The organism is Ralstonia flaminis (assembly GCF_958415495.1).
In the GTDB taxonomy this organism is placed as follows: domain Bacteria; phylum Pseudomonadota; class Gammaproteobacteria; order Burkholderiales; family Burkholderiaceae; genus Ralstonia; species Ralstonia flaminis.
In genome coordinates, this window is sequence record NZ_CATZLL010000006.1 from 228,946 (window position 1) to 253,716 (window position 24,771).

At 63.9% G+C, this 24,771-nt stretch carries 21 protein-coding genes; 14 read left to right on the forward strand and 7 right to left on the reverse strand.

The annotated features are described in order from the left end of the window. Nucleotides 1-38: 38 nt before the first annotated feature. The 3 genes from R2N11_RS11765 to R2N11_RS11775 all read right to left on the reverse strand — a co-directional run bounded on the left by R2N11_RS11765 (nucleotide 39) and on the right by R2N11_RS11775 (nucleotide 2,159). Nucleotides 39-452, reverse strand: coding sequence for a DUF6691 family protein (locus tag R2N11_RS11765; protein ID WP_316681187.1), 414 nt, complete (start codon nucleotides 450-452; stop codon nucleotides 39-41). Between the two features lies 1 nt (nucleotide 453). Then, nucleotides 454-888 carry a YeeE/YedE family protein gene (locus R2N11_RS11770; protein WP_316681188.1) on the reverse strand — a complete coding sequence of 145 codons (435 nt, stop codon included), beginning with the start codon at nucleotides 886-888 and terminating at the stop codon, nucleotides 454-456. 161 nt (nucleotides 889-1,049) lie between these two features. Continuing rightward, entirely contained in the window at nucleotides 1,050-2,159 is a 1,110-nt protein-coding gene (locus tag R2N11_RS11775) for a DUF2855 family protein (protein WP_199026734.1), read from the reverse strand. Between the two features lie 33 nt (nucleotides 2,160-2,192). Here R2N11_RS11775 and R2N11_RS11780 point away from each other — a divergent pair, with 33 nt between their 5' ends. From R2N11_RS11780 to R2N11_RS11790, 3 genes are all read left to right on the forward strand, one after another. Next, entirely contained in the window at nucleotides 2,193-2,885 is a 693-nt protein-coding gene (locus R2N11_RS11780) for a TetR/AcrR family transcriptional regulator (protein ID WP_316681189.1), read from the forward strand. Between the two features lie 100 nt (nucleotides 2,886-2,985). After that, on the forward strand, nucleotides 2,986-3,948 hold the full coding sequence (locus R2N11_RS11785; protein ID WP_199026732.1) for an alpha/beta hydrolase: 963 nt from the start codon (nucleotides 2,986-2,988) through the stop codon (nucleotides 3,946-3,948). A 77-nt stretch (nucleotides 3,949-4,025) separates the two neighbouring features. Continuing rightward, nucleotides 4,026-4,838, forward strand: coding sequence for a hypothetical protein (locus R2N11_RS11790; protein ID WP_316681190.1), 813 nt, complete (start codon nucleotides 4,026-4,028; stop codon nucleotides 4,836-4,838). 12 nt (nucleotides 4,839-4,850) lie between these two features. On the opposite strand, the gene R2N11_RS11795 is transcribed toward R2N11_RS11790, so the two are convergent. Then, nucleotides 4,851-5,360 (reverse strand): gluconokinase, encoded by a 510-nt coding sequence (locus R2N11_RS11795; protein WP_316681191.1) that lies wholly within the window; start codon nucleotides 5,358-5,360, stop codon nucleotides 4,851-4,853. A gap of 222 nt (nucleotides 5,361-5,582) precedes the next feature. On the opposite strand from R2N11_RS11795, the gene R2N11_RS11800 reads away from it, so the two are divergent. From R2N11_RS11800 to R2N11_RS11820, 5 genes are all read left to right on the forward strand, one after another. Next, entirely contained in the window at nucleotides 5,583-7,310 is a 1,728-nt protein-coding gene (locus R2N11_RS11800) for an AMP-binding protein (protein WP_316681192.1), read from the forward strand. A gap of 706 nt (nucleotides 7,311-8,016) precedes the next feature. Next, the gene (locus R2N11_RS11805) at nucleotides 8,017-9,318 is read left to right on the forward strand and encodes a hypothetical protein (protein WP_316681193.1); all 1,302 of its coding nucleotides are present in this window, start codon (nucleotides 8,017-8,019) and stop codon (nucleotides 9,316-9,318) included. Nucleotides 9,319-9,443: 125 nt separating this feature from the next. Further along, nucleotides 9,444-9,875, forward strand: coding sequence for a hypothetical protein (locus R2N11_RS11810; RefSeq protein ID WP_316681194.1), 432 nt, complete (start codon nucleotides 9,444-9,446; stop codon nucleotides 9,873-9,875). Between the two features lie 28 nt (nucleotides 9,876-9,903). Then, a complete protein-coding gene (locus R2N11_RS11815) occupies nucleotides 9,904-10,608 on the forward strand; it encodes a C39 family peptidase (RefSeq protein WP_430715438.1) in 705 nt (234 codons plus the stop codon). A gap of 39 nt (nucleotides 10,609-10,647) precedes the next feature. Then, a complete protein-coding gene (locus R2N11_RS11820; protein ID WP_199026726.1) occupies nucleotides 10,648-11,205 on the forward strand; it encodes a hypothetical protein in 558 nt (185 codons plus the stop codon). Nucleotides 11,206-11,232: 27 nt separating this feature from the next. Here the strand turns inward: R2N11_RS11820 and R2N11_RS11825 are convergent, their stop codons facing one another. The 3 genes from R2N11_RS11825 to ilvA all read right to left on the reverse strand — a co-directional run bounded on the left by R2N11_RS11825 (nucleotide 11,233) and on the right by ilvA (nucleotide 15,178). Further along, nucleotides 11,233-12,570, reverse strand: a complete 1,338-nt coding sequence (locus R2N11_RS11825) for an acetate kinase (protein WP_199026725.1) — start codon at nucleotides 12,568-12,570, stop codon at nucleotides 11,233-11,235. Between the two features lie 230 nt (nucleotides 12,571-12,800). Then, on the reverse strand, nucleotides 12,801-13,637 hold the full coding sequence (gene queF, locus R2N11_RS11830; RefSeq protein ID WP_199026724.1) for an NADPH-dependent 7-cyano-7-deazaguanine reductase QueF: 837 nt from the start codon (nucleotides 13,635-13,637) through the stop codon (nucleotides 12,801-12,803). A gap of 20 nt (nucleotides 13,638-13,657) precedes the next feature. Then, a complete protein-coding gene (gene ilvA, locus R2N11_RS11835; RefSeq protein WP_199026723.1) occupies nucleotides 13,658-15,178 on the reverse strand; it encodes a threonine ammonia-lyase, biosynthetic in 1,521 nt (506 codons plus the stop codon). A 142-nt stretch (nucleotides 15,179-15,320) separates the two neighbouring features. Between ilvA and R2N11_RS11840 the strand changes: the two genes are divergently transcribed. From R2N11_RS11840 to R2N11_RS11865, 6 genes are all read left to right on the forward strand, one after another. Beyond that, nucleotides 15,321-16,253 carry an ion channel gene (locus R2N11_RS11840; protein WP_199026722.1) on the forward strand — a complete coding sequence of 311 codons (933 nt, stop codon included), beginning with the start codon at nucleotides 15,321-15,323 and terminating at the stop codon, nucleotides 16,251-16,253. A gap of 31 nt (nucleotides 16,254-16,284) precedes the next feature. Continuing rightward, nucleotides 16,285-17,532: a nucleoside recognition domain-containing protein gene (locus R2N11_RS11845; RefSeq protein ID WP_316681195.1), complete on the forward strand. Its 1,248-nt coding sequence runs from the start codon at nucleotides 16,285-16,287 to the stop codon at nucleotides 17,530-17,532. Nucleotides 17,533-17,563: 31 nt separating this feature from the next. After that, a complete protein-coding gene (locus R2N11_RS11850; protein ID WP_316681197.1) occupies nucleotides 17,564-18,145 on the forward strand; it encodes a YqaA family protein in 582 nt (193 codons plus the stop codon). Nucleotides 18,146-18,345: 200 nt separating this feature from the next. Continuing rightward, nucleotides 18,346-22,374: a DUF3683 domain-containing protein gene (locus R2N11_RS11855; protein ID WP_199026719.1), complete on the forward strand. Its 4,029-nt coding sequence runs from the start codon at nucleotides 18,346-18,348 to the stop codon at nucleotides 22,372-22,374. Further along, complete coding sequence (locus R2N11_RS11860) at nucleotides 22,371-22,823, forward strand: HIT family protein (RefSeq protein WP_316681198.1); 453 nt, start codon at nucleotides 22,371-22,373, stop codon at nucleotides 22,821-22,823. The genes R2N11_RS11855 and R2N11_RS11860 overlap by 4 nt, the downstream gene beginning before the upstream one ends. A gap of 102 nt (nucleotides 22,824-22,925) precedes the next feature. Continuing rightward, nucleotides 22,926-24,770, forward strand: a complete 1,845-nt coding sequence (locus R2N11_RS11865; RefSeq protein WP_199026717.1) for an ABC transporter ATP-binding protein/permease — start codon at nucleotides 22,926-22,928, stop codon at nucleotides 24,768-24,770. Nucleotide 24,771 lies beyond the last annotated feature (1 nt).

Consider the following 24,771-nt stretch of genomic DNA (forward strand, 5'->3'; position numbering starts at 1 on the left):
TGTGGGTGGGTTGTGTGTTGTTGTAGAGGTGCGCGCGGCTAGCGCTTGCGCTCGATTGCGCTGAAAACGGCCATGCCCGCCAGCATGGCAACGACAAAGCCGATGGCCTTGGGCACGCCTGCGCCCAGCGCCACCAGTGCTGGCCCCGGGCAGAACCCTGCGAGGCCCCAGCCGACACCGAAGACCGCGCTGCCGAGCACAAGCCGCGTGGTGATGCCCGTGGCCGACAGCCATTGGATCAACGTGCCAAGCAGTGAGCGCCCGCGCCGCCGCGCGATAAAGAAGGCGATCGCGCCCACCGCAATCGCCCCGGCCATCACGAAGGCCAGCGATGGGTCCCAACGCCCGAACAGATCCAGAAAACCAAGTACCTTGGCCGGATTGGCCATGCCCGACACGATGAGCCCCGCACCAAACAGCAGGCCCGCGATCAACGCCATCACGATCGGCATGTCAGCCTCCCACCACGTGCCGCATCACGAACACGGTGACGATGCCCGCTGCCATGAAAGTGAGCGTTGCCACCAGTGAGCGCACGGAGCCGCGCGACAAACCGCAGACACCGTGGCCGCTCGTGCAGCCGCCCGCGTAGCGCGTACCGATGCCGACCAGGAAGCCAGCGGCGATGACCTCGCCCCAGCCGGCAGAGATGTCGGGCACCACCGGTTGACCGAGCAGCGCCGCAATGACCGGCGCCCCCATCAACCCGGCAAGAAAGGCGATACGCCAATCCATGTCGCCATGCGGGCGCTGCAGCAGCCCGCCAATGATGCCGCTGATGCCGGCAATGCGTCCGTTGCCCAACACCAGCACGGCAGCGGCCAGCCCGATGATCAGGCCGCCAATCATGGCTGCGCCCGGCGTGAAATGCGCAAAGTCAATCGACATGGGAACAGAGGTGGGGGCGAAATCAATTTAGCCTCAAATAATATATAAATTTGTAGATTGTTTGTTGGTTCCCCACCAGGGATACGAAAGCATCCCGCGCGGAATGCCACGTCTTCAAGCGCGTGAGCGAGGCGCTGGCCTCCGTGCAGCCAGCGCACGCATCACAGTCGGATCACATAGCCTTCACGCGGGTGTGTACGCCCGGCGTGCAGCGCGGCGATGCGTGCTTGTGCTGCGGTCATGCCGTGCTCTTCGATCAGGGTGAGCCAGCCGTGCGCGGGTTCGCGTACGTGGTCGATGAAGCGTCGCTGTGCGGCGTTGAACTTCTCGGTGACGACGGCGGGGCCCCAGTCGGCGTTGCGCTTGCGGATCTGCACCGGCGCGAAATAGAACTGCGGTGCTGGGCCGGGCAGATCTTCGGATTGGATGAAATCCGTGTTCTGCGCGGAGCCCGCAAAGCAGTCGTACACCAGCGCGTTGCCAAGGTGCTCGTGCACGCGCCGGCGTAGCGCCGCATCACCGGAGAAGTCGACATAGAGCGTGGGGACATCGGTAGCGAGCGTACCGAGTGCATCGTAGGTGACGCTGTCGTGGTAGCACCCCAGGCCGTCGACGAAGGCGCGATTGCCGGCGGAGGTGAGTGCGGTGAGCGTGAGCCCCGGCGTGTCCTGCAGGCAGAACGCGGTGCCATACGCCGTTTTGCTGGAGGCGCTGGAGAACACCAGCCGCCGTGCGCCGAAGAAGGCGTTGTCCGAGAGAAAATCCGCCAGCATGAACGACGTGATGAACAGTGGCCGATACAGGATCTGGTAGTTCTCCAGCGTCGCGTCGTAGGCAGCATCCTGCGTCACGCGCGTGTACTGGTTGTAGGCGGAGACCAGCGCTTGGCGGTGCGCTGCGCCATCGTAGAAGCCACGCGGCGTTACCCGTTCTGGCTGCATGCGCAGGTGCGTGGCGATCGGGAAATAGCCGTAGAAGCGCTCGCCCACGTCAATGCCCTCCACCGTGGAGCTCACCACATCGGCAAAACCCCACACCGGCATGTGGCCCCAGCCGTCCTGCCCGGTGGGGAAGAACGACCAGTACTGCATGGCATCGCCAAAGGCCGCGTAGGTAATGTTGTTGGTGGTGAGCGCGAAGCGGTCCAGGCGCAAGATGACCTCGCCGGGGGCGGCCACGGGGGCCATATCGGCGCGTTCCAGCCGGCTTTCGTTTAGGGCATGCTTGTGCGTGAAGAGCCGCTCGTAAGGGGCGTTCTTGGGGGCGTTCATGGTGTCTCCTTCATTTTTGGGATCGATGGGCTGATGGCTTCACTCTATCGCCGGCAATCCGGCACCGGGTTCGGAAATGCGCCGGCGGAAAACACTGCACCGGCAGGCCCCGCCAAGCCGCTGAAGCGGCCGTCGCAGCGCCGCGCAAAGTTCACCGTACAAGCCATCTATGACGCGTTTGTTCGGATTTGGCAGCGCGACGGGGCACAGGCTGCCACTACGCGCGCCGTTGCGCTGGAGGCCGGCTGCTCGGTCGGCACGCTATATGAGTACTTCCCGAACAAGGAGGCGCTGCTCTCCGGCTACGTGCGGCACACCATCGAGGTGCTGCTCGGGCGCATTCAGCGCGAGGTGATCGACCGCACCGACTTGCCTTGGCCCGACCGCGTGCGCCATCTCGTGCGCCTGACCTGCGGCGATCCGGCGCTCGATCCGCCGTACTTCGACCACGCCATGTTGATGCGCGAAGACCGCATCGCCGAGCCCAAGCACCACCGGCGCTTCTTCGATGAACTGCGCGCCGCCTGGCGTCACGCACTGGATGCCTGTGCCGACCTGCCGACCCGGCCCGGGGACGCCTTGCTGCAGACATTGCTGCTGGCCATCTGGGGCGCCCGGCGTTACCGCGTGCTGTTGCCCGATGCGCCACCCGCACCCGACGTGTGGATCGGCGAGATGGAGCGGCTCTGCCTCGTTGCCTTGGCTGCCACGCAAGACGTTGCTTGATGTCGCATAGTGCCGACACTGTGTACAAACAAGGGTGCGAACCGATTGTCTGGGCAACGCATCCTCGCTAGGCTGGAATTTTGCTGTTGAGGGCCGCGCGATGAGTTGGCAGAACTGGGTCGTCTCATGGAAAGTGCGCCGGCAGATCAAGCGGCCGACCGAGCGGGAGCCCTTTGACCCTGTTGCCACGCGCATCGGCGCGGAGAAGCGGAAGATGCCGTCGCCGGTGGAGTTGCCGCCGGATTGGCGCATCGTGCCTGCCAGGAGCGGCCTGACCGGCGAGTGGATCGAACCTGCCGACCTCGACATGCTGGACGACCCACCACCCGTGGTGCTCTATCTGCACGGCGGCGGCTACTTCTTCTGCAGCCCCCGTACGCATCGCCCCATCACGATCGGCCTGGCCACGCATGCGCGCTCACGCGTGCACGTGCCGGAGTACCGCCTGGCGCCCGAGCATCCGTTTCCCGCAGCCATTGAAGACGCGCTGGCCAGCTATCGCACGCTGCTGGCGCAAGGTGTGCTGCCAGCGCAGATCGTGGTGGCGGGCGATTCGGCGGGGGGCGGCTTGGCGCTGGCGCTGCTGGTGGCGCTGCGCGATGCGGGGGACCCTCTGCCGGCCGGCGCGATTCTCTACTCGCCGTGGACGGACCTGGCCGCCACCGGCCAGAGCCTGATCGACAACGATGACTCCGACGTGATGTTCCGCGGGGCGTGGATGGCCTATGGCGCCACGATCTACCTGGGCGATTCGGGCATGCCGGTGGATCACCCGCTGGTGTCGCCGCTGTACGCCGATTTTGCGGGTCTGCCGCCACTGCATTGCTACGTGAGCACAAGCGAGGTGCTGCGCGATGACACCCTCCGAATGGCTGAGCGCGCGCAGGCGGCCGGGGTATCCGTTTCGGTGGAAATGGGCCGCCGGCTTCCGCACGTGTGGCCGATCTTCTATCCTTTCCTTCCAGAGGCGCGCATTGCGCTCAAACGATCGGGTGAGCAGATCAGACAACTGGTCGCCGCCCAACATGAGAACCAAGAACCGGTGGAACTGACGCCGGCATGATGTTGCCAATGAACTGACCGGTCGCCCCGCATGAATGCTCGCGCCCCAGTCAGGCAAGCGCAGACGGGGAGCCCAGCATGCGTCGGGTGTTGGTTTTGGGGTTGGCGCTGGCATGCGTTGCCGGCGCGGGTGTGTGGACGCGGCATTACCGTGCGCGGTTGGCCGATGTCCGGTTTGCGCCCATTGAGACCGTTGCCGCGGCAGCTGGCAGCGGACAGATGGTCGGGACTGCCACGCCGGTCAGCGCATCGGCCCCCAAGAGCTACTGGCTAAAGATCTGCGACGAAAAGCTCGGGCCGATGAGCGTGACGGTGCACGCGAATGAAACACCGTTGACGTTCACCAATGACCGTTCCGTCAGCCAGCTCACTGCCGAGGCACCGCCTTACGACCGTGCCGCCCGTGTACTGGGCAAAACCTACGCCACGCTCGGTGCGCAGTTTGACGTCACCACGCACTACATCGCGCTGCCGACCCAACCGCCCACCACGTGCCTGCGGCCCTCGGTGGATGTGGAGTTGATCCTCAGTGATTTTCGCGTGACGGTGGCGCGTGAGTTCGCGCCCGGCAGCTGCGCTTACAACGCCATCCGCGAGCACGAGCTGCGCCACGTGGCCGTCAACCGCGCCGTGCTGCCGCGTGCAGCAGAGGTGATCCGCAAGGAGATCCAGCGCGAATACGGCGGGCGGCTGTACTTTGGCGATCCGGATCGCATTGCAGTCGAGTTGGAGACACAGTTGACGCGTCACTGGCTGCCGCGCGCGCAGTCGCTCATCCAACTGGGCTTGCAGGCGCACGAACAGATCGATACGCCGCAAGAGCAGGACCGCATGAGCCGAGTCTGCAACGGCGCAGTGCAAGCCGTGCTACAGCAGCTTGTGCGCAGCTAGCGCGCCCGAGGGTCAGGCCGCCGGGCGATGTGTTGCGCGTGTCTGCAGTTGCGTGACAGCCTCATCGACGATGCTGTCGGGCGGCAGGGCAATGTTGACGACGATGGCGTCAGTCGGCTCTTCCAGCGCGTCAAACTGGCTGCGCAGCAGATTTGGGTTGAAGAAGTGGTCTTTGCGGGCAGCTAGGCGGCCTTGCAGCAGATCGAAGTCGCCCTTCAGGTAGACGAACTCGGTGTTGCCGGTCTTGCCGCGCAGCACGTCGCGGTAGCGCTGCTTGAGTGCGGAGCAAGCAACGACCAGCGATCCGCCGCCGTTCGTCGTCTCGTCCATGTAGGTGCGGATGGATTCGAGCCAGGGCTTGCGATCGTCGTCGTTGAGCGGGATGCCGGCGTGCATCTTGGCGCGGTTGGCTTCGCTGTGGAACTCATCGCCATCTCGGAAGGCGCAGCCCAGACGCTCGGCAATCTTCTGGCCCACCGTCGATTTGCCGCAACCCGAAACACCCATCACTACAACAATCATCACGCTTCCCACTGGCAAAAACGTCAGTCCGGCATGTTAGCGCGTTGACGATACCGGCCGCAGATTTTTGCTGCTGCGGTGCAGCAATTGTTCCGCGTCATTGTTCGTCAGAGAACGGATTGCCAAATGCGTCAAGCTGCGTCAAATTGCGGGCAAACGCAGTAGGAAGAATCATTCAAAACAAGGTCCCAAAAGGACCAACGTTGACTGGAGGAGACGTCCATGGCTGGTGAAGGTTTCGACCCGCGTCCACACAACGGCATGTCGTACGTGGTGGGGGATACGGAAGTGCCGCTTGCGCACGTGACAGTGCCCGCGTTGCTGGAAGCGACGGTAAATCGCTACCCCGACGCGGAGGCGGTGGTGTTTCGCGAGCAAGGTGTGCGCTGGACGTGGCGCGATTTTGCCGCGCAGGTCGATGCGCTGGCCGCTGGCCTGCATGCGCTGGGGCTGGAGCGGGGCGACCGCATCGGCATCTGGTCGCCCAACCGCTATGAATGGGTGCTCACGCAGTTTGCGACGGCACGCCTGGGGCTCATCCTCGTCAACATCAATCCGGCGTACCGGCTCTCGGAGCTGGAATACGCGCTCAACAAAGTCGGCTGCAAGGCCATCGTGGCGGCCGAGGCGTTCAAGACCTCGCGCTACCTGGAGATGCTGCAAACGCTCGCCCCCGAGCTGGCGAGCGCACAGCCCGGGGCATTGAACGCCGCCAAGCTGCCCGCGCTGCGCTGGGTCATCCGGATGGGCGAGGCTGTGACGCCCGGCATGATCAACTTTGCCGACGTGATTGCGCGTGGCGTAGATGACAAAGGCGGCGTATCCGTTGATGCGTTGGATGCGATTACCGCCACGCTGTCGCCCGACGACGCGATCAACATCCAGTTCACCAGCGGCACCACGGGTGCGCCCAAGGGCGCCACGCTCACGCACATGAACGTGGTCAACAACGCGCGCTTTGTTGCCATGGCGATGAACCTGCAGGCCGGCGACCGACTGTGCATTCCCGTGCCGCTGTACCACTGCTTCGGCATGGTCATGTCGGTGCTCACGTGTACCGCCACCAGCGCGTGCATGGTGTTCCCGGGGGAGGCTTTTGACCCGCTCGCCACGCTGCGCGCCGTGGCGGAAGAACGCTGCACGCAACTGCACGGCGTGCCGACCATGTTCATTGCGCAGCTCGATCATCCGGACTTCAAGACCTTTGACGTATCGAGCCTGCGTGGCGGCATCATGGCCGGATCGCCGTGCCCGATCGAGGTGATGAAGCGCGTGGTGTCAGAGCTGAACCTGCGCGAAGTCACCATCGCGTATGGCATGACGGAGACGAGCCCCGTGTCGTTCCAGAGCGCCGTGACGGACCCGCTCGACAAGCGCGTGACCACCGTTGGCCGCATTCAGCCGCATCTGCAGGTCAAGCTGGTGGATGGTGTGGGCGACACCGTACCGGTGGGCGAGAAGGGCGAGCTCTGGACCAAGGGCTATTCGGTCATGCTTGGCTACTGGGATGACGAAGCCAAGACCGCCGACTCCATCCACGACGGCTGGATGCGCACGGGCGATCTGGCCACCTTTGATGCCGAGGGCTACTGCAACATCGTCGGCCGCGTGAAGGACATGCTCATTCGCGGTGGCGAGAATGTGTACCCGCGCGAGATCGAAGAGTTCCTCTTCCGCCACCCGAAGGTGCAGGCCGTCAACGTGTTTGGCGTGCCCGACCAGAAGTACGGTGAAGAGGTGTGCGCGTGGATTGTGCTCAAACCGGGCCAGCAGGCCACGGAAGATGAGATTCGCGAATTCTGCAAAGGCCAGATCGCGCACTACAAGGTCCCGCGCTACATCCGCTTTGTCACCGAGATGCCGATGACGGTCACTGGCAAGGTGCAGAAGTTCGTCATGCGTGACCGCATGATCGACGAGCTCAAGCTGACCGTCGCACAAACGGCATGAACAGACGCTGCGCGCGGTTTCTCCGCTGAAATGCGAACCGGTTGCGCACGGCATGTCGTTGCCATGACGATGTTTGCCGTGCGCATTCTTTTGCGCGTGTCCGCCCGAGGTGGAACGTGAAAAGCGAAACGCCGACGCCGCATGCGTCTTGCCGATAGGGGGCACTCGCAGGAAAGCGCCGCGCATGCCTGGCGCATTGCTGCACCTCTTCGCGATCACGTGTCAATTCCGTTGCAACGTGCGTGACGGGATGCACGCTCCTGATCAACGTCGGCTCGCGCAATGTGAGCCTTGATGCGCCGATGTATCCATGTTGAAACACCCTGAAAGCGGGCGCACTCGAACACCCGCGTGAGCGCAATCTGCGGGCCAGTTCTTGGTCTTGGCCCAATGGCAGAACAGCGCTGGCGCCGCGGTTGCAATTTTGCTGTTTCAGCACTGCAACCAGATCGGACGAACAGCTACTCCAAAAAGAGTATGCCTTGGCACGATTCCATTTGATCGGCCACGCGCTGCGTGCGCCAGCCATTGATTTCACAGTGTTTTCAATTCTCCGGCGATGCGGTGAGCAGTCGCGCGAGCAGATGGCACTGAATATGCGATCAGCGCCCCCCGGGGTGGGTGATGTTTTTTTTCCCACAGGCAGAGCGCAGGGGCCCCATCGGCTGCGCTTCCAACCGCCCCTCTCAACTTTATGGAGTGCGTTATGAAGAAGACCTTACTGGCCACCGCGATCGCCATGGGATTGGGGGTCTCAGGCGTTGCACTGGCTGATATCGGGAATTCGGCGTCAGGCCCGGGGACTCAGACCCAGACCAACACGTCCACCATCACCAACACCACGACCACAACCAGCACGGACAGCAGTACCCACACGAAAACCAAAGCGACTGACAATTCCAATCAACACAACAACCAAAGCCAAGGCAACGACCGCGACAACAGCGGTGCTTCCACTGCCTCCGGCTACGGCACCGCGGCTGCCAACAATGGCAGCACTTCAACCGCAACCTTCAGCGATGCCTTCAACTCCAGCAAAGCCATTGCCATCTCCAAGCTGGAAGGCACGGTGACCAACCTCAGCGTATCTGGCATCGGCAACATCGCTACCAATAACGGCGGCTCTGCCAACGGCGGCGCTGGCGGCCGTGGTGGCCGCGGTACTGGCGGCGTTGGCATGGGCGGCGGCGGCGGCAACGGTGGCGCGGGCGGCGCAGGCGGCGGCGGCGGTTCGGGCGGCAGCTCGGGCAACGTCACGAACGGCAGCGCGACCAACGGCAGCGCAACTGCCGGCAGTGCTGGCGATGGCGGTAATGCCCATGGCAATGCCGGCGCAGGCGGTGCAGGCGGTGCCTCCGGCACGCTGTCGGCCAGCCTTGGTGCAGGCCTGGGTGGCTTGGCAGGGGCTGGCAGCGCAGCTGGTGGTGGCAGCGGTGGTGGTGGCGGTGGCGCGGGCTCAACCGGTGGCAATGCCGGCAATCACCACGGTGGCGGTACGGCAACCGGTGGCGCAGCCACTGCGACAGGTGGCGCCGGTGCTGCCGGCGGTACGGGCACCAGCGGTGCGTCAACGGCCACCGGCGGTGCAGGCTCTGGTACCAGCACAGCAACCGGCACCAGCACAGGCGGCGCAGGCGCAGCAGGTGGCGCGGCAACCAACCTTGCAGGCAACGGCGGTGCAGGTGGCGGCGCAACCAACGGCAGCGCAACCAATGGCTCAGCTACGTCCATGGCCGGCAACGGTGCTGCGGGCGCAATGGGCGCGGTGGGTGCAGCAGGCGGTGCCGGTGGCACTGGCAACGGTGGCGTTGGCAATGGCGCAGTCGGCGGTGCAGGTGGTGCTGGCGGTACGGTGGCGGTGGATGCGGGCACGTTCAACATGTCCAATGCCATGACCAGCGTCGGCCAGTCGGCTGCCGGGGTGATGATCGCAAACCAAAACAGCGGCTTTGCTTCTCTCATCCAACAAAGCGTCAATGTGCAGGCCAACCTGAATGTCGGCCACTGAACCGGCATCAGGCTTGAGCGGGGAAGTACCGCCGCTACGTTGGTAGCGACGGCTGACAGGGCCGGACCGGGCAACCAGGTCCGGCCCCCGTCGGAACCGCGGTTGGGGCATCTGGGAGATATTCGATGCGATCCGACAGAACAGCAGCAGGATGGGCGGCATGGCTCCTGGCGTGCGGCTTGGTGGTGTTGCCGGCAACGGCGGTGACGGCAGCGGAGGATGCGCCGGTCACGAACGATCTTCAGACAGCCAACGTGGAAGCGGTGCGTCCCCCGGTCGCCGCGCCCGCGTCGGTGCCTGGGTTTGGTCACGCGATCGATGCAGACAAGCTTGAAGGCTATCGCGGTGGGACGCAGGACCTGTACCAGACCGTCAACGATGCACGGCTGTCCGGCACGGTGAGCAACGACACCGCAGTCAACGTGGCGACGGGTTCGAACATCGTGGGCGGTGGCTCGTTCGCCAACGCTGCCGGGATCCCCACGGTCATCCAGAACACCGGAGCGAACGTGCTGATCCAGAACTCCACCATCGTCAACGTGCAGTTCAGGCAGTGATGCAATGACGGCGATGCGGGGTGGAGCGATGCGACGGATGTGGGGCGCGGTGCCGATCTTGTGCGCGTGCGGGCTGGCGGCAATGTCGACTGCTGTGCCGACATTCGCGGGTTCGATCGACATGCTCGGCACGGGCGGCGCAACCTACAACGTGCCGGTCACGAGCATGAAGGAGGCGCGTTTCCAGCGCACGATTCATCAGCGCTTCGACTTCAGTTGCGGCTCGGCCGCCGTGGCGACGCTGCTGACTTACCAGTACGGCTATCCGGTGAGTGAGCAGACGGTGTTCCAGGCCATGTACGTGAATGGCAATCAGGAGAAGATCCGGCGAGAAGGCTTTTCGCTGCTCGACATCAAACGCTATCTGGAGTCGCAAGGCTTTCAGGCCGATGGTTTCGAGCAGCCGCTGGATGCATTGAACAACGCTCACTTGCCGGCCATCGTGCTGTTGAGCGAGAACGGCTATCACCACTTCGTGGTGGTCAAGGGCATACAGGAGGGGCGCGTGCTGGTGGGCGATCCGGCCATGGGCACACGTGCGATCCCACGTGCGAGTTTCGAGCACATGTGGGACAACCATTTGCTGTTCGTCATCCATAACCGTGAAGAGCGTGCGACGTTCAACGCGGGATCGGACTGGCACGTTGCACCGCGCGCGCCGTTGCAGGAAGGGGTGGACCGCACGGGCCTGGGGAACATCGTGATCCCCAAGTTTGGGCCGTCTGACTTCTGAGCGCGGCGTCTCTTGGATGACATGCGGTAGGAGGGCACCATGAGATGGTTTGGCGGGGTGCTGTGGGCAGCGAGCACGCTTGTGCTGGCTGGGTCCGGTCATGCGCTGGCGGCGGGCATGGACGGTGATACGGATACCGTGGATGGCCCGCGCGTGAACAACCCGGTCCACGCGTGGAAGGCCGTATCGGAAGACCAGCTCGACGACATGCGCGGCGGATTTGATATTCCATCGACCAACCTGCAAATCTCGTTTGGCATCGATCGCGCCGTCTACATCAACGGCGATCTAGTCGCGAGCATGACGGTCAATATTCCGGATGTCACACGCATGACAGCGGCCCAGGCGCAGCAGCTCGCCAACGTGGTCAACACCGTCAATGTTGTGCAGAACGGGCCGAACAACGTTGCGCCGCCCGACATTGCTGCGGGTGCGGCAGCGGCCGCCACGGTTATCCAGAACAGCCTGAACAACCAGACCCTGCAAGCAATCACGACCATCAATGCGGCAGTCAACAGCCTGCCGCAGTTCCGTCAGCTCAGCCTCGGCAACGCGCTGCAGAGTGCGCTGGCCAACGTGGTGACAGGCTTGCACTGAAGCCGAAGCCGCGTCAGAACGTCAGCGTCAGAACTGGATCGGCAAGCGCAGCGTGACTGTCAGGTCTGGCGTGTCGCGCGTCAGGCCCGCACCCACCGAGAGGTTCAACGTCATCTTGGGCGAGATGCGGTACGAATAGCCCACCAGCAGCGTGCCCAGGATGGTGCGTACCGAGCCGGGCACGCGCTGGCCGTTCTGCGTGGTCGGCCCGATGATGCTCTGGTCGTAGCCAATCGAGAACGACGCCTTTTCGTTCAATGCCAGCCCCATGCCGAAGTTCAGGCCGATGATGTCGCCCGCCTTCACGTCGCCTAAGAACTGTTGCGATCCATCCACCAGGTTCAGGCTGACACCTTTGCGCTCGAAGTTGTGCAGGTAGCTCACGCTGCCGAAGAACACGGCCGGGTCAGTCGGATACAGCCAAGTCAGGCCGGGCTGCAGTGCGTAGAAGCCCGAGCCGGTCGGCTGCTGCAGCGGCAGGCCAGTGCCTGTGGTGTTGCTCACGCAGCGTGTCACGCAATCCGTGGTGACCTCGAACGGGTCTTTGCCGGTGCGCGTCTTGAAGCGCAGCCAGCCGATCGTGAACGGCTTGTCGACACCGCCTGCGCTGATCTGGTAGCGCGCCGTCATTTCTACGTCGCCGATGCCGTGGCCGTGCGAGCTGAAGGCGTTGTCGGCGGCGGTGCCCGTGAAGATCTCGCGGCTGACCGTATCGCTGGAGCTGTAGACGTAAGGCATGCGCAGTTCCAGCTCCCAGCGCTTGGCCAGGCCGTAGCGCACGGCCAGCGTACTGGTGAGCGTGGTGGTCTTTACCTCCCGTACATCGATCAGGCCAATGAGCAGCGCGGGGATGATGGTGTAACCCACCAGCGCCACCCGGTCAGACGACGAGTACGCCATCTGCAGCGAAGGCTCGACCACGAACTTGCCCGGCGGGGTGAGCGCGCTGGGCTCGTCGAAGATCTGAGCGACGCGTGGTGGCTGGTCGGAAGGTTCCGGCGGCTTGCCGACGGGTGTGCTGCCGGGCTGGCCGTTGTTCTGTGCCATCTGGGCGGCGGCTTCGCCGGAGGAGGCATCTCCGCCAGCACCGGGCGCACCGGCACCGCGCACGGTGTCGAGCTCGCTCATGCCGAGCGCGCGCCGCATGCTCTTCAGTCGCGCTTCCTGCTGCTGGATCGAATGCTTGAGTTCGATCAGCCGCTCCTGCTCCTCGGCCAGTTGCCGCTGCAGGGTTTCAAAGCTGGGTGGTTTGTCATCCACCGGCTCGCTGGTCTGTGCAAGGGCCGTCCTGCCACACAACAGCAGGCATGCGCACGCTACCGCATGAATCGACCAACCTTGCGGCCCCCATGGTGCGTTCTTCATGGCAATGTCCCCCGTCGAGAGTGCCCTCTCCACGAAAAGTGGATAGGCTCTTCACGATTCCCCCGGGTAGCTTTACTGCGGTATCACTATAGGCGAGCGGGCGTGAAACGATAGGGCCATCGCGTACCCAAAATGGAGGAGGCGAGCGTGTTCGTTTGGCCGATCGCTCTTGCATGGAAAAAGGCGCCCGAAGGCGCCTTGCGTGTCTTGCCAAGGGTCAGCACTTACTGTTACTGACGCGCATTCCGGAAGTTATCCGGCCACGGTGTGTTGTAGTTCGTGCGGAACGGGTTGATGTCCAGCCCACCGCGCCGCGTGTAGCGCGCATACACCGCCAGCTTGACTGGGCGGCACTGGCGCTGGATGTCGGTGAAGATGCGTTCGACGCACTGCTCGTGAAACTCGTTGTGCTCGCGGAACGAGATCAGGTACTTGAGCAGCGCCTCCTGATTGATCGGCGCACCCACGTAGCGGATCTGCACGCTGCCCCAATCCGGCTGGCCCGTTACCAGGCAGTTGGACTTGAGCAGGTGCGAGACCAGCGTTTCCTCTACCGGGCTCTCTTCCTCGTCCGCATGCAGCAGTTCGGGTGTGGGCTGGTAGACATCGGTTTCGATGTCCAGGCGATCGAGCAGCAGGCCGTCAAGCTCGTGCATCTTCTGCCGTGCAAACTCTTCCTGCGGCAGGATGCGCACCTGCACCGGCGCACCACAGGCTTCCGACAAATCATGGTGGATCAACTGCTGCAGCGCCTCATGCGAAGCCACCTTGGTCTGGTTGAACGAGTTCAGGTACAGCTTGAACGACTTCGATTCAATGATGTTGGGCGAATCTGCCGGCACGATCACGGTGCCAATGGCCACCTGCGGCTTGCCGCGCAGGTTCAGCCACGACAGTTCATACAGGTTCCACAGGTCCACGCCAAAGAACGGCAGGGCGGTTCCGGCAGGCAGACCGATCTCGTCGCGCTTGCCCTGGCGCGGGATGGGAAACAGCAGGCTGGGGTCGTACTCCGTCTTGTAGGCAGACGTCTTGCCCAGCGGCGAGTGTTCAGGTTGGTTGCTCATGACAAAGGCTCCGCGGGCGATCAGAGGAACAGGCTGTAGACCGGGTTCTCGCTTTCGTCCCAATAGGTATAGCCCAGTGTGCCCAGGAACGTCTTGAACTCGCGTTTCTCGTTCTTCGGCACCTGGATGCCGACGAGGATGTTGCTCGAATCGGCGCCCTGATTCCGGTAGTGGAACAGGCTGATGTTCCAGTTCGGGCTCATGCTCGAGAGGAACTTCATCAGCGCGCCCGGCCGCTCCGGAAACTCGAAGCGGTAGAGGTGTTCGTTCTCGGCCAGCGGCGAGCGCCCACCCACCATGTAGCGGATATGCTGCTTGGCGAGTTCGTCGTTGGACAGGTCCAGCGTCGGGAAGCCGTGCTTGCGGAAGTTCTCGGCAATCTTGTCGCTCTCCGAGCGCGACGCAATCTGCACGCCCACGAAGATGTGCGCGGCGTCCTTGCTGGCAATGCGGTAGTTGAACTCGGTCACATTGCGCGACCAGCCGACCAGTTCGCAGAAGCGCTTGAAGCTGCCGCGCTCTTCCGGAATCGTCACGGCAAATACGGCTTCGCGTGCCTCGCCCACCTCGGCGCGTTCGGCCACGAAGCGCAGGCGGTCGAAGTTCATGTTGGCGCCGCTGGCCACGGCCACCAGCGATTCGTTCTTCAGCTTGTGCGTCTCGGCGTATTGCTTCAGACCCGCCAGCGCCAGCGCGCCCGAGGGCTCCAGCAGGCTGCGCGTGTCCTGGAACACGTCCTTGAGCGCCGCGCAGATGGCATCCGTATCCACGGTGATGATCTCGTCGACCAGCTCGCGCGTGATGCGGAAGGTTTCCTTGCCCACCAGCTTGACGGCGGTGCCATCGGCAAACAGACCCACGTCCTTCAGTTCCACGCGCTTGCCTGCAGCCACCGAACGCGCCATCGCATCGGAATCCACGCTCTGCACGCCAATCACTTTGATGTCCGGCCGCACGGCCTTGACATAGGCGGCCACGCCGGAGATCAGGCCACCGCCACCGATCGAGCAGAAGATCGCATGGAGGGGTTGCGGATGCTGCCGCAGGATCTCCATGGCGATGGTGCCCTGGCCGGCGATCACCTCGGGGTCGTCAAACGGGTGCACGAAGGTGTAGCCGTGCTTTTCCTGCAGCTTGGCGGCGTGGTTGTAGGCGTCGGAATAGCTTTCGCCATGCAGCACGACTTCGACCCACTCGCCGCCGCGCGAGCGTACGCCGTCAATCTTCAGTTGCGGTGTCGTGACCGGCATGCAGATGACGGCCTTGCACTCCATCCGGGCCGCACTGAACGCCACACCCTGCGCGTGGTTGCCGGCCGATGCCGTAATCACCCCACGCTTGCGCTCGGCCGGTGTGAGCGAAGCCATCTTGTTGTAGGCGCCGCGCAGCTTGAACGAGAACACCGGCTGGTCGTCTTCGCGCTTGAGGTAGACGCGGTTGCCGGTGCGCGTCGACAGGTTGGGCGCGAACTTCAGCTCGGTTTCCAGCGCGACGTCATAGACCTTCGCGGTCAGGATCTTCTTGAGGTAATCGATGGCCATGGTGCGGACCGGGTTGGACGTGAGGAGAGCCCGTAAGCCTATCATGCGTTGCCTAGCCTGCCTTGCAGGACCGGCGGGCCGGTCGGTACACTGCCCCGGCCGCGCCTGGGAGTGCGGCCCATCTTCGGCGTGAGGCTCCCAAATGAACAGCCCGTGGTCTTCGTCCCAAGCCCCAAGGCACCCGCGCCGGGGTCGCAAAGTCTGGTCCGGCACCCAGCAGGTCATCGCGTACGGCATGCCATCGCTGGGCTGGCGCGACATCTATCACCACGCGCTGGAAGTCAACTGGCCGACCTTCTTTGGCATCCTGGCGGGACTCTTCCTGACCCTCAACGCCGTGTTTGCGGGGTTGTATTCGCTGGGCGATGCGGCCATCGCCAATCAGTCGCCGGCCGGCTTTGCGGGGGCGTTCTTCTTCAGCGTCGAAACGCTCGCCACCGTGGGTTATGGCGACATGCACCCGCAGACGCTGTACGCGCATGTCATCGCCACGCTGGAGATTTTTATCGGCATGTCAGGCATCGCCATGGCAACGGGCTTGGTGTTTGCGCGGTTTTCGCGCCCGCGTGCCAAGATCATGTTCGCGCAGAACGCTGTGGTGCGGCCGCTCAACGGCAAGATGACCTTGATGGTGCGGGCAGCCAATGCGCGCCAGAACGTCATCGCCGAGGCCACTGCCAAGCTGCGTTTGCTGCAAGATGAGCGCTCGCCCGAGGGCTACTCGATCTACCGCATCCGCGATCTGCACCTGGAGCGTAGTGAGCACCCGATCTTCCTGCTCGGTTGGGTCTTGATGCACGTGATCGACGAGACGAGCCCGCTGTACAACGCCACCCCCGAGTCCCTCGCTGCCGGCGATGCGCTGCTGATGCTCACCATCGCGGGCTCGGACGAAACCGCCGCGCAAACCTTGCAGGCGCGCAACGCCTGGCGTCACGACGAGATCCGCTGGGGCTACCGTTACGTCGATCTGATGCGCGACGACGAGAACGGCGTCACGCATGTGAACTACGACAACTTCCACAAGATCGTGCCGGTGGATGCGCCAACCGAGGCGCCGGCCCAGGCACAATGAGCAGCTTGTCGAATCTCAACGCGCAACGTCCGTGGCCCTGAACCTCGTCTGGCTGGCTTTCTTTCTCGTTGCTTTTGTCACGGCCTGCGTGCAGGTGGTGCAGGGCGACATGGAAGTCTTCTCCCGCATGCTGACCGCCATGTTTGATGCCGCACGCACCGGCTTCGAGATCGCACTCGGCCTGACCGGCATGATGGCGCTGTGGCTCGGCATCATGCGCGTGGGAGAACGTGCCGGGGTGGTGGATGTGTTCGCGCGGCTGGTGAACCCGCTGATGCGGCATCTGTTCCCGTCCGTGCCCGCCGGCCACCCGGCCAACGGCGCGATGATGATGAACGTGTCGGCCAACGTGCTGGGCCTGGACAACGCCGCCACGCCGCTCGGCCTGCAGGCCATGCGCGAGTTGCAGCAGATCAACCCGCAGCCGCAGCGCGCCAGCGATGCGCAGTTGATGTTCGTGGTGCTCAATACGGCGGGCGTCACGCTGGTGCCGACATCTGTCATTGCCATCCGGCAGGCGATGGCGGTCAAGCAGGGGCTGGTCGGGTTCAACGCGGCAGACATCTTCCTGCCGACCCTGCTGTCCACCTTCATCGGCTTCTGCGCGGGCATCGGGGCGGTGGCGGTCTATCAGCGCATCAACCTGTTCAAGCCGGCGCTGCTGGCCTATTTCGGCGGCTTTGTCGTGGCGATGGGGCTGCTGCTTGCGTGGCTGCACCAGTTTCCACCGCAGCAGATGGCAGCGTGGATCGGACTGATCGGCGCGGGCTCCATTCTCACCATCGTGGTGGCATTCCTGGCGTGTGGGGCGATCCGCCGCATCAACGTCTACGAGACCTTTGTCGACGGTGCCAAGGATGGCTTCCAGGTCGCCATCGGCATCGTGCCGTACCTGGTGGCGGTGCTGGTTGGGATTGCCGTGTTTCGCGCAGCGGGCTGCATGGATGTGCTGATGCAGGGGCTTTCCGCATTGTTCTCGCACCTCGGCATCGACACCCGCTTCGTACCGGCGCTCCCCGTGGGGCTGATGAAGACGTTGTCTGGCGCGGGCGCGCGCGGCCTGATGGTGGACGTGATGACCACCTACGGCGTCGACTCCTTCCAGGGCAAGCTGGCCGCCATCATCCAAGGCTCGACCGAGACCACGTTTTACGTGCTGGCTGTCTATTTCGGCAGCGTTGGCATCAAAGACACGCGGTATGCGCTGGCCTGCGGGCTGTGGGCCGATTTGATCGGACTGATCGGCGCCGTGTTCATCGCCTATCTGTTCTTCGGCTGAGCGGGTTACCCCGGCCAGTACAATCGACCGCATGGACGCATTCATCGACTGGCTGTTCACGACGCTGGCGCTGCCCACCGTAGGGCTGCCCGCTATCTTCATCATCAGCTTCGTTTCGGCGACGCTCTTGCCGCTGGGCTCCGAGCCGGCGGTCTTCGCTTACATCAAGCTCAACCCGGAGATGTTCTGGCCGGCCATCATCGTGGCCACCATCGGCAACACGCTGGGCGGCGCGGTCGACTGGTGGATGGGCTACGCGGCCAAGCTGGCGCTGGTGCGCTACCACCTGGCACGCCGCCGCCGCCAGCATGATGCCGAGCACGCCCAGCATGTGCCGCACCCCAAACGCCACCGCGCGCCGCCGCTCGACAAAAAGTATTTCCGTTGGATGCGCCGTCTTGGGCCGGTGTCGCTGCTGGCGTCGTGGCTGCCGGGCATTGGGGACCCGCTCTGCACGCTGGCTGGCTGGCTGCGCCTACGGTTCTGGCCAAGCGTCATGTATATGGCCATTGGCAAGTTTCTGCGCTATCTCGTCATGACGGGCGCGCTGTTGATGCTGCCCGACGATTTCTGGCACGGCATCCTGGGCTGGATCAAGAACCTGCTGATGTGACGTTTGCGTGGTTTATTCATCACTTATTGCGCGGAACGTCGTTCGCAAGCTATTGAAAACGCGGCAGTTTTCGCGGCCATGCTCCCGGCATGGGATACGTTGCTGCGGCGCATCAACGCTGAACCTTGCAGTACAATCGCCCTTTAAAGACCGCGCGGCTTGAGCCCTCCTTGTCGCGCCCCTCCTCCCAGCGGCACGCCATGAATGCCCCACTTCTGATCGACGCCAAACTCGCGGCGCAGGACGCTGCGCCCCGGCTGCGCGAGATTCCCTACAACTACACCTCGTTCTCGGATCGGGAAATCGTCATCCGCCTGCTGGGCGAGTCTGCGTGGCAGATCCTGGACGAGCTGCGCGCCGAGCGCCGCACCGGCCGATCGGCACGCATGCTGTACGAAGTGCTGGGCGACATCTGGGTGGTGCGGCGCAACCCGTACCTGCAGGATGATCTGCTCGAGACGCCCAAGCGCCGCCAGATGCTGATCGATGCGCTCAATCACCGCTTGGCGGAGATCGAGAAGCGCCGCGTGGCCGACCACGATTCCCACCATGACCCGGTGGGCGACGAGCGCGCCAGCAAGGTCGAGCAGCTGGTCGTGCACGCCCGCCGCGCCGTGAAGGCATTCCAGGAAGAGTTTGCCCAGGTATATGACCTGCGCCGCCGCGCCCAGAAGGTGCTCGGCCGTGTCACCGCCAAGGACAACATCAAGTTCGACGGCCTGTCGCGCGTCTCGCACGTGACGGACGCCACCGACTGGCGGGTCGAATACCCGTTCGTGGTGCTCACGCCCGATACGGAAGAAGAGATCGCCGGCATCGTCAAGGGCTGCTTCGAACTGGGGCTGACCATCATCCCGCGCGGAGGCGGCACCGGCTACACCGGTGGCGCCGTGCCGCTCACGCCGTTCTCGGCCGTCATCAACACCGAGAAGCTTGAACGTCTGGACGCGGTTGAACAGACCGACTTGCCGGGCGTCGACCACCCTGTGGCGACCATCTACTCGGGCGCCGGTGTGGTCACGCGCCGCGTGGCGGAAGCCGCTGAAAAGGCTGGTCTCGTCTTCGCCGTGGACCCGACCTCGATCGACGCCTCGTGCATCGGCGGCAACGTCGCCATGAACGCAGGCGGCAAGAAGGCTGTGCTGTGGGGCACCGCGCTGGACAACCTCGCCTGGTGGCGCATGGTCGATCCGGACGGCAACTGGCTCGAAGTCCAGCGTCTCAATCACAACCTCGGCAAGATCCACGACGCGCCGCTCGTCACGTTCGAGCTGAAGTGGTTCGACGGCAACGCCCCGGTTGGCAGCAAGTTGCTGCGTAGCGAGACGCTCACCATTGAAGGCCGCAAGTTCCGCAAGGAAGGCCTGGGCAAAGACGTTACCGACAAGTTCCTGGCTGGGCTGCCCGGCGTGCAGAAGGAAGGCTGCGACGGCATCATCACCAGCGCGCGCTGGATCCTGCACCGCATGCCCAAGGCCACGCGTACCGTGTGCCTGGAGTTCTTCGGCCAGGCGCGTGACGCGATCCCGAGCATCGTCGAAATCAAGGATTACCTCGACGCCGAGACCAAGAAGCCCGGCGGCGCGATCCTCGCCGGCCTGGAGCACCTGGACGAGCGCTACCTGCGCGCGGTCGGTTACGCCACCAAGAGCAAGCGCAACGCCTTCCCGAAGATGGTGCTGATTGGTGACATCGTTGGCGACGACGATGACGCCGTGGCGCGTGCCACCTCGGAAGTGATTCGCCTGGCCAACGGCAAGAGCGGCGAAGGCTTTGTGGCCGTGAGCCCCGAGGCACGCAAGAAGTTCTGGCTCGACCGCTCGCGCACCGCGGCCATTGCCAAGCACACCAACGCCTTCAAGATCAACGAAGACGTGGTGATTCCGCTCAACCGCATGGGCGAGTACACCGACGGTATCGAGCGCATCAACATCGAGCTGTCGATCAAGAACAAGCTCAAGCTGGCCGACGCGCTGCAAGACTTCTTCGCGCGCAACGATCTGCCGCTGGGCCGCACCGACGACGCCAACGAGATCCCCAGCGCCGAGCTGCTGGAAGACCGTGTGCAGCAAGCACAGCAACTGGTGCGCAGCACGCGCGCCCGCTGGCAGTACCTGCTGGATCATCTCGACACGCCGGTGAATACGGCACGCGCCAGCCTGATCGGCCTGGGCCTGGGTTATCTCGCGCAGACCATCGACGAGCGCCTGGTGAATCAGCCGGACGCCAATCTGTTCCACCTGCTGCAGGACCGCACGATCCGCGTGTCGTGGAAGGCGGAGATCCGCGCCGAGCTGCGCAAGATCTTCAACGGCGGCGAGTTCAAGCCGATCCTCGACGAGGCTCAGGCGATCCACAAGAAGGTGCTGCGCGGCCGCGTTTTCGTGGCGCTGCACATGCACGCCGGTGACGGCAACGTGCACACCAACCTGCCGGTCAACTCGGATGACTACGACATGCTGCAGGACGCCCACAAGGCGGTGGCCCGCATCATGACGCTGGCACGCTCGCTCGACGGCGTGATCTCGGGCGAGCACGGCATCGGCATCACCAAGCTGGAATTCCTGACTGACGACGAGATCGCCGACTTTGCCGCCTACAAGCGCCGTGTCGATCCGAACGGCCGCTTCAACAAGGGCAAGCTGCTGCGCGACATCAACGACCCGCAAGCACTGGCCGCTGATCTGCGCAATGCCTACACGCCGTCGTTCGGCCTGATGGGGCATGAGTCGATCATCATGCAGCAGAGCGACATCGGCGCCATCTCGGAGTCGATCAAGGACTGCCTGCGCTGCGGCAAGTGCAAGCCCGTGTGCGCCACGCACGTGCCGCGCGCCAACCTGCTGTACAGCCCGCGCAACAAGATCCTCGCCACCTCGCTGCTGATCGAGGCCTTCCTGTACGAAGAGCAGACGCGCCGCGGCGTGTCGGTCAAGCACTGGGAGGAGTTTGCCGATGTGGGTGACCACTGCACGGTCTGCCACAAGTGCGTGACGCCGTGCCCGGTCAAGATCGACTTTGGCGACGTGTCGATGAACATGCGCAACCTGCTGCGCAAGATGGGGCAGAAGAAATTCAACCCCGGCACCGCCGCGGCCATGTTCTACCTGAACGCGACCAACCCCGAGACGATCAACTTCACACGCAAGGTGATGTTCGACTGGGGCTACAAGGCGCAGCGCCTGGGTCACGATATCTTGAAGAAGTTTGCCAAGAAGCAGACCGCGCATCCCCCCGCCACGGTGGGCAAACCGCCGGTGCGCGAGCAGGTGATCCACTTCATCAACAAGAAGATGCCGGGCAATCTGCCCAAGAAGACAGCGCGCGCGCTGCTGGACATCGAGGACAACGAGATCGTCCCGATCATCCGCAACCCGCAGAACACCACGCCCGATAGCGAGGCCGTGTTCTACTTCCCGGGCTGCGGCTCGGAGCGGTTGTTCTCGCAGGTGGGCTTGGCCACGCAGGCGATGCTCTGGCACGCCGGTGTGCAGACCGTGCTGCCGCCGGGCTATCTGTGCTGCGGGTATCCCCAGCGGGGCTCGGGCCAGTACGACAAGGCCGAGAAGATCGTCACCGATAACCGCGTGCTGTTCCACCGCGTGGCCAACACGCTCAACTACCTCGATATCAAGACGGTAGTGGTGAGCTGCGGCACGTGCTACGACCAGCTCGCCGACTATGAATTCGACAAGATATTCCCGGGCTGCCGCATCATCGACATTCACGAGTTCCTGCTCGAGAAGGGCGTGAAGATCGAGGGTGTGCAGGGTACGCGCTACATGTACCACGACCCCTGCCACACCCCGATCAAGACCATGGACCCGACCAAGCTGGTCAACCAGCTTATGGGTGGAAACCTTGGGGCCGACGGCCAAACCCGCGCGATCGAGAAGAACGACCGTTGCTGCGGCGAGTCGGGCACGCTGGCAATCTCGCGCCCGGACATCTCCACGCAGGTCCGCTTCCGCAAGGAAGAGGAGATGAAGAAGGGCGCCGACAAGCTGCGCGCCGACGGGCAGGGTGGTCAACAGGCGTTTGACGGCGACGTGAAGATCCTCACGAGCTGCCCGGCTTGCCTGCAGGGTCTGTCGCGCTACACCGAAGATGTCTCGGTGCAGGCCGACTACATCGTGGTCGAGATGGCGCGCCATGTGCTTGGCGAGAGCTGGCTGCAGGACTACGTGGCCCGGGCCAACGCCGGCGGCATCGAGCGGGTGCTGGTGTGACAACGGGCGCGACCGCCGATCGGGTGCCCGGCTGCGCGCTGTGCGAGACCGACGGCGGCGAGCCCGTCTGGCGCAACGCCCGGGCGCGCGTGGTGCTGGTCGAGCACGCGCGCTTTCCGGGTTTCTGCCGCGTGATCTGGAACGACCACGTCGCCGAGCAGACGGACTTGTCCGACGCGGATCGCCACTGGCTGATGGAAGTCGTCACACGCGTGGAGCGGGTGCTGCGCGCCGAGCTGGCGCCGGACAAGATCAACCTCGCCAGCTTCGGCAACTTCGTCCCGCACCTGCATTGGCATGTCATTCCGCGCTATCGGTGGGACACGCATTTTCCCGAGGCCGTCTGGGGCCCGCCCCAGCGCGAGGCGGATGCTGCGCGTATGGCCGAGGTGACTTCCAGGCTGCCGGCGCTGTCGTACGCGCTGCAATCCGCGCTGGCCGACGTCTGAGCGGCCGCCACCCGTAACGCATCGCCACGCCCAGCGCGGAACCCTCATGGTGCGCAGGGCGTCAGATTCATTTTCCGTCGCGCTACAGCCATCGACATCGCCATGACGACACCGCGCACCGCCGCCACACCCGACTCCCACAAGGATTCGATCGCCGAGCTGAATGTCCATCACGGCCGGTTGAACCTGTCCGAGACCTGGCAGCTCATCAAGCCCTACTGGTTTTCTGAAGACCGCTACAAGGCGTGGGGGCTGCTGGCGTTGGTCATTGCGCTGAGCCTGTTCACGGTCTATATGACCGTGTTGTACACCGAGTGGTACAAGTTCTTCTACAACGCGCTGGAGCAGAAAAACCAAGCGGAGTTCTGGCATCAACTGGGGCGTTTTTCGTGGATTGCGGCCTGCATCATCATCGCCTCGGTGCTGCGCCAGTACTACACGATGCTGCTGCGCATCCGCTGGCGGACGTGGATCACCGGCAGTTTCCTCGACGGCTGGCTCGGTAAGCAGGCCTTCTACCGGCTCGAACAGACACACACGGCGGACAACCCCGACCAGCGGATCTCTGACGACCTGCGCAACTTCACCGACGCCACGGTCAACCTCGGGTTCGGCTTCTTCAACTCAGCGGTCACGCTGGTGTCGTTCTTCGGCATCCTGTGGGCAGTGTCAGGGCCGCTCGCGTTCACATTGAGCGGTCACGACTTCATCATCCCCGGCTACATGGTGTGGTTTGCGCTGCTGTACTCCGTGCTGGGCTCGGTCATCATCCACTTCGTCGGCCGTCCCTTGATCGGGCTGTCTTTCCAGCAGGAGCGTTACGAGGCTTACTTCCGTTTCCTGCTCGTGCGCGTGCGCGAAAACAGCGAGAGCATCGCCCTGTATCGTGGCGAGCCCAGCGAAAAAGCCATCCTGCGCGGCCGCTTCGAGCGCATCCGCGCCAACTGGAACCAGTTGATGGACTACACCCGGCGCCTGAACTTCGCCAGCTCGGGCTACGGGCAGTTCGCCATTATCTTTCCGTTCCTGGTTTCTGCGCCGCGCTACTTTGGCGGCACGCTCACGCTGGGCGGCATGATGCAGGTGGCCACCGCGTTCGGGCAGGTGCAGGGCGCGATGTCGTGGTTCGTCGACAACTACAGCACGCTGGTGAGCTGGAAGGCGTCCACCAATCGTCTGATCGAATTCCAGCGTGCCATGCGTGCCGCCGAGCGTGAAGAAGAACACCGCGCCGGTATCCAGGACATCGAAGTCGAAACCGCTGCCGTGCCCGCCATCGAGGCACGCGATCTCGCGCTGAACTTGCCGAACCGCAAACCTGAAGATCTGCTGGTCGAACCCTTCGACATGACACTCGCGCGCGGTGAGCGTGTGCTCGTCAACGGCCCGTCGGGTTGCGGCAAGAGCACACTGGTGCGCGCCGTGGCCGGCATCTGGCCGTACGGCAATGGTCAGATCAAGATTCCGGAAGATGCCAGCGTGCTATTCCTCCCGCAGCGCAGCTACTTGCCGTCCGGCACGCTGGCGGATGCGCTGTCGTACCCTAAGCTCGCCACCGAATACACCGCCGAGCGCCTCTCGCAGGTGCTGGTCGCGTGCCGCCTGCCGGCACTCATGGATTTGCTGGACGAGGTCAGCAACTGGAGCCTGCGCCTGTCGCCTGGGGAGCAGCAGCGCTTGGCTTTCGCACGCGCCTTGCTGCAGCGCCCCGATTACCTCTTCCTCGACGAGGCCACCAGCGCACTCGATGAGGATACCGAGGCATTCATGTACAGCCTGATGCTCGAATCGATGCCCGATGTGACGATCGTCAGCGTGGCGCACCGCAGCACCGTGGCACGATTCCACCATCGCCGCCTGCGCTACATCCCTGAGGGCGACCCGTCGACTGCGGTAAGCTATCGGGTGGTGGAAGAGCCTGCGCACATGGCGTTGGCCGCTTCCTGAA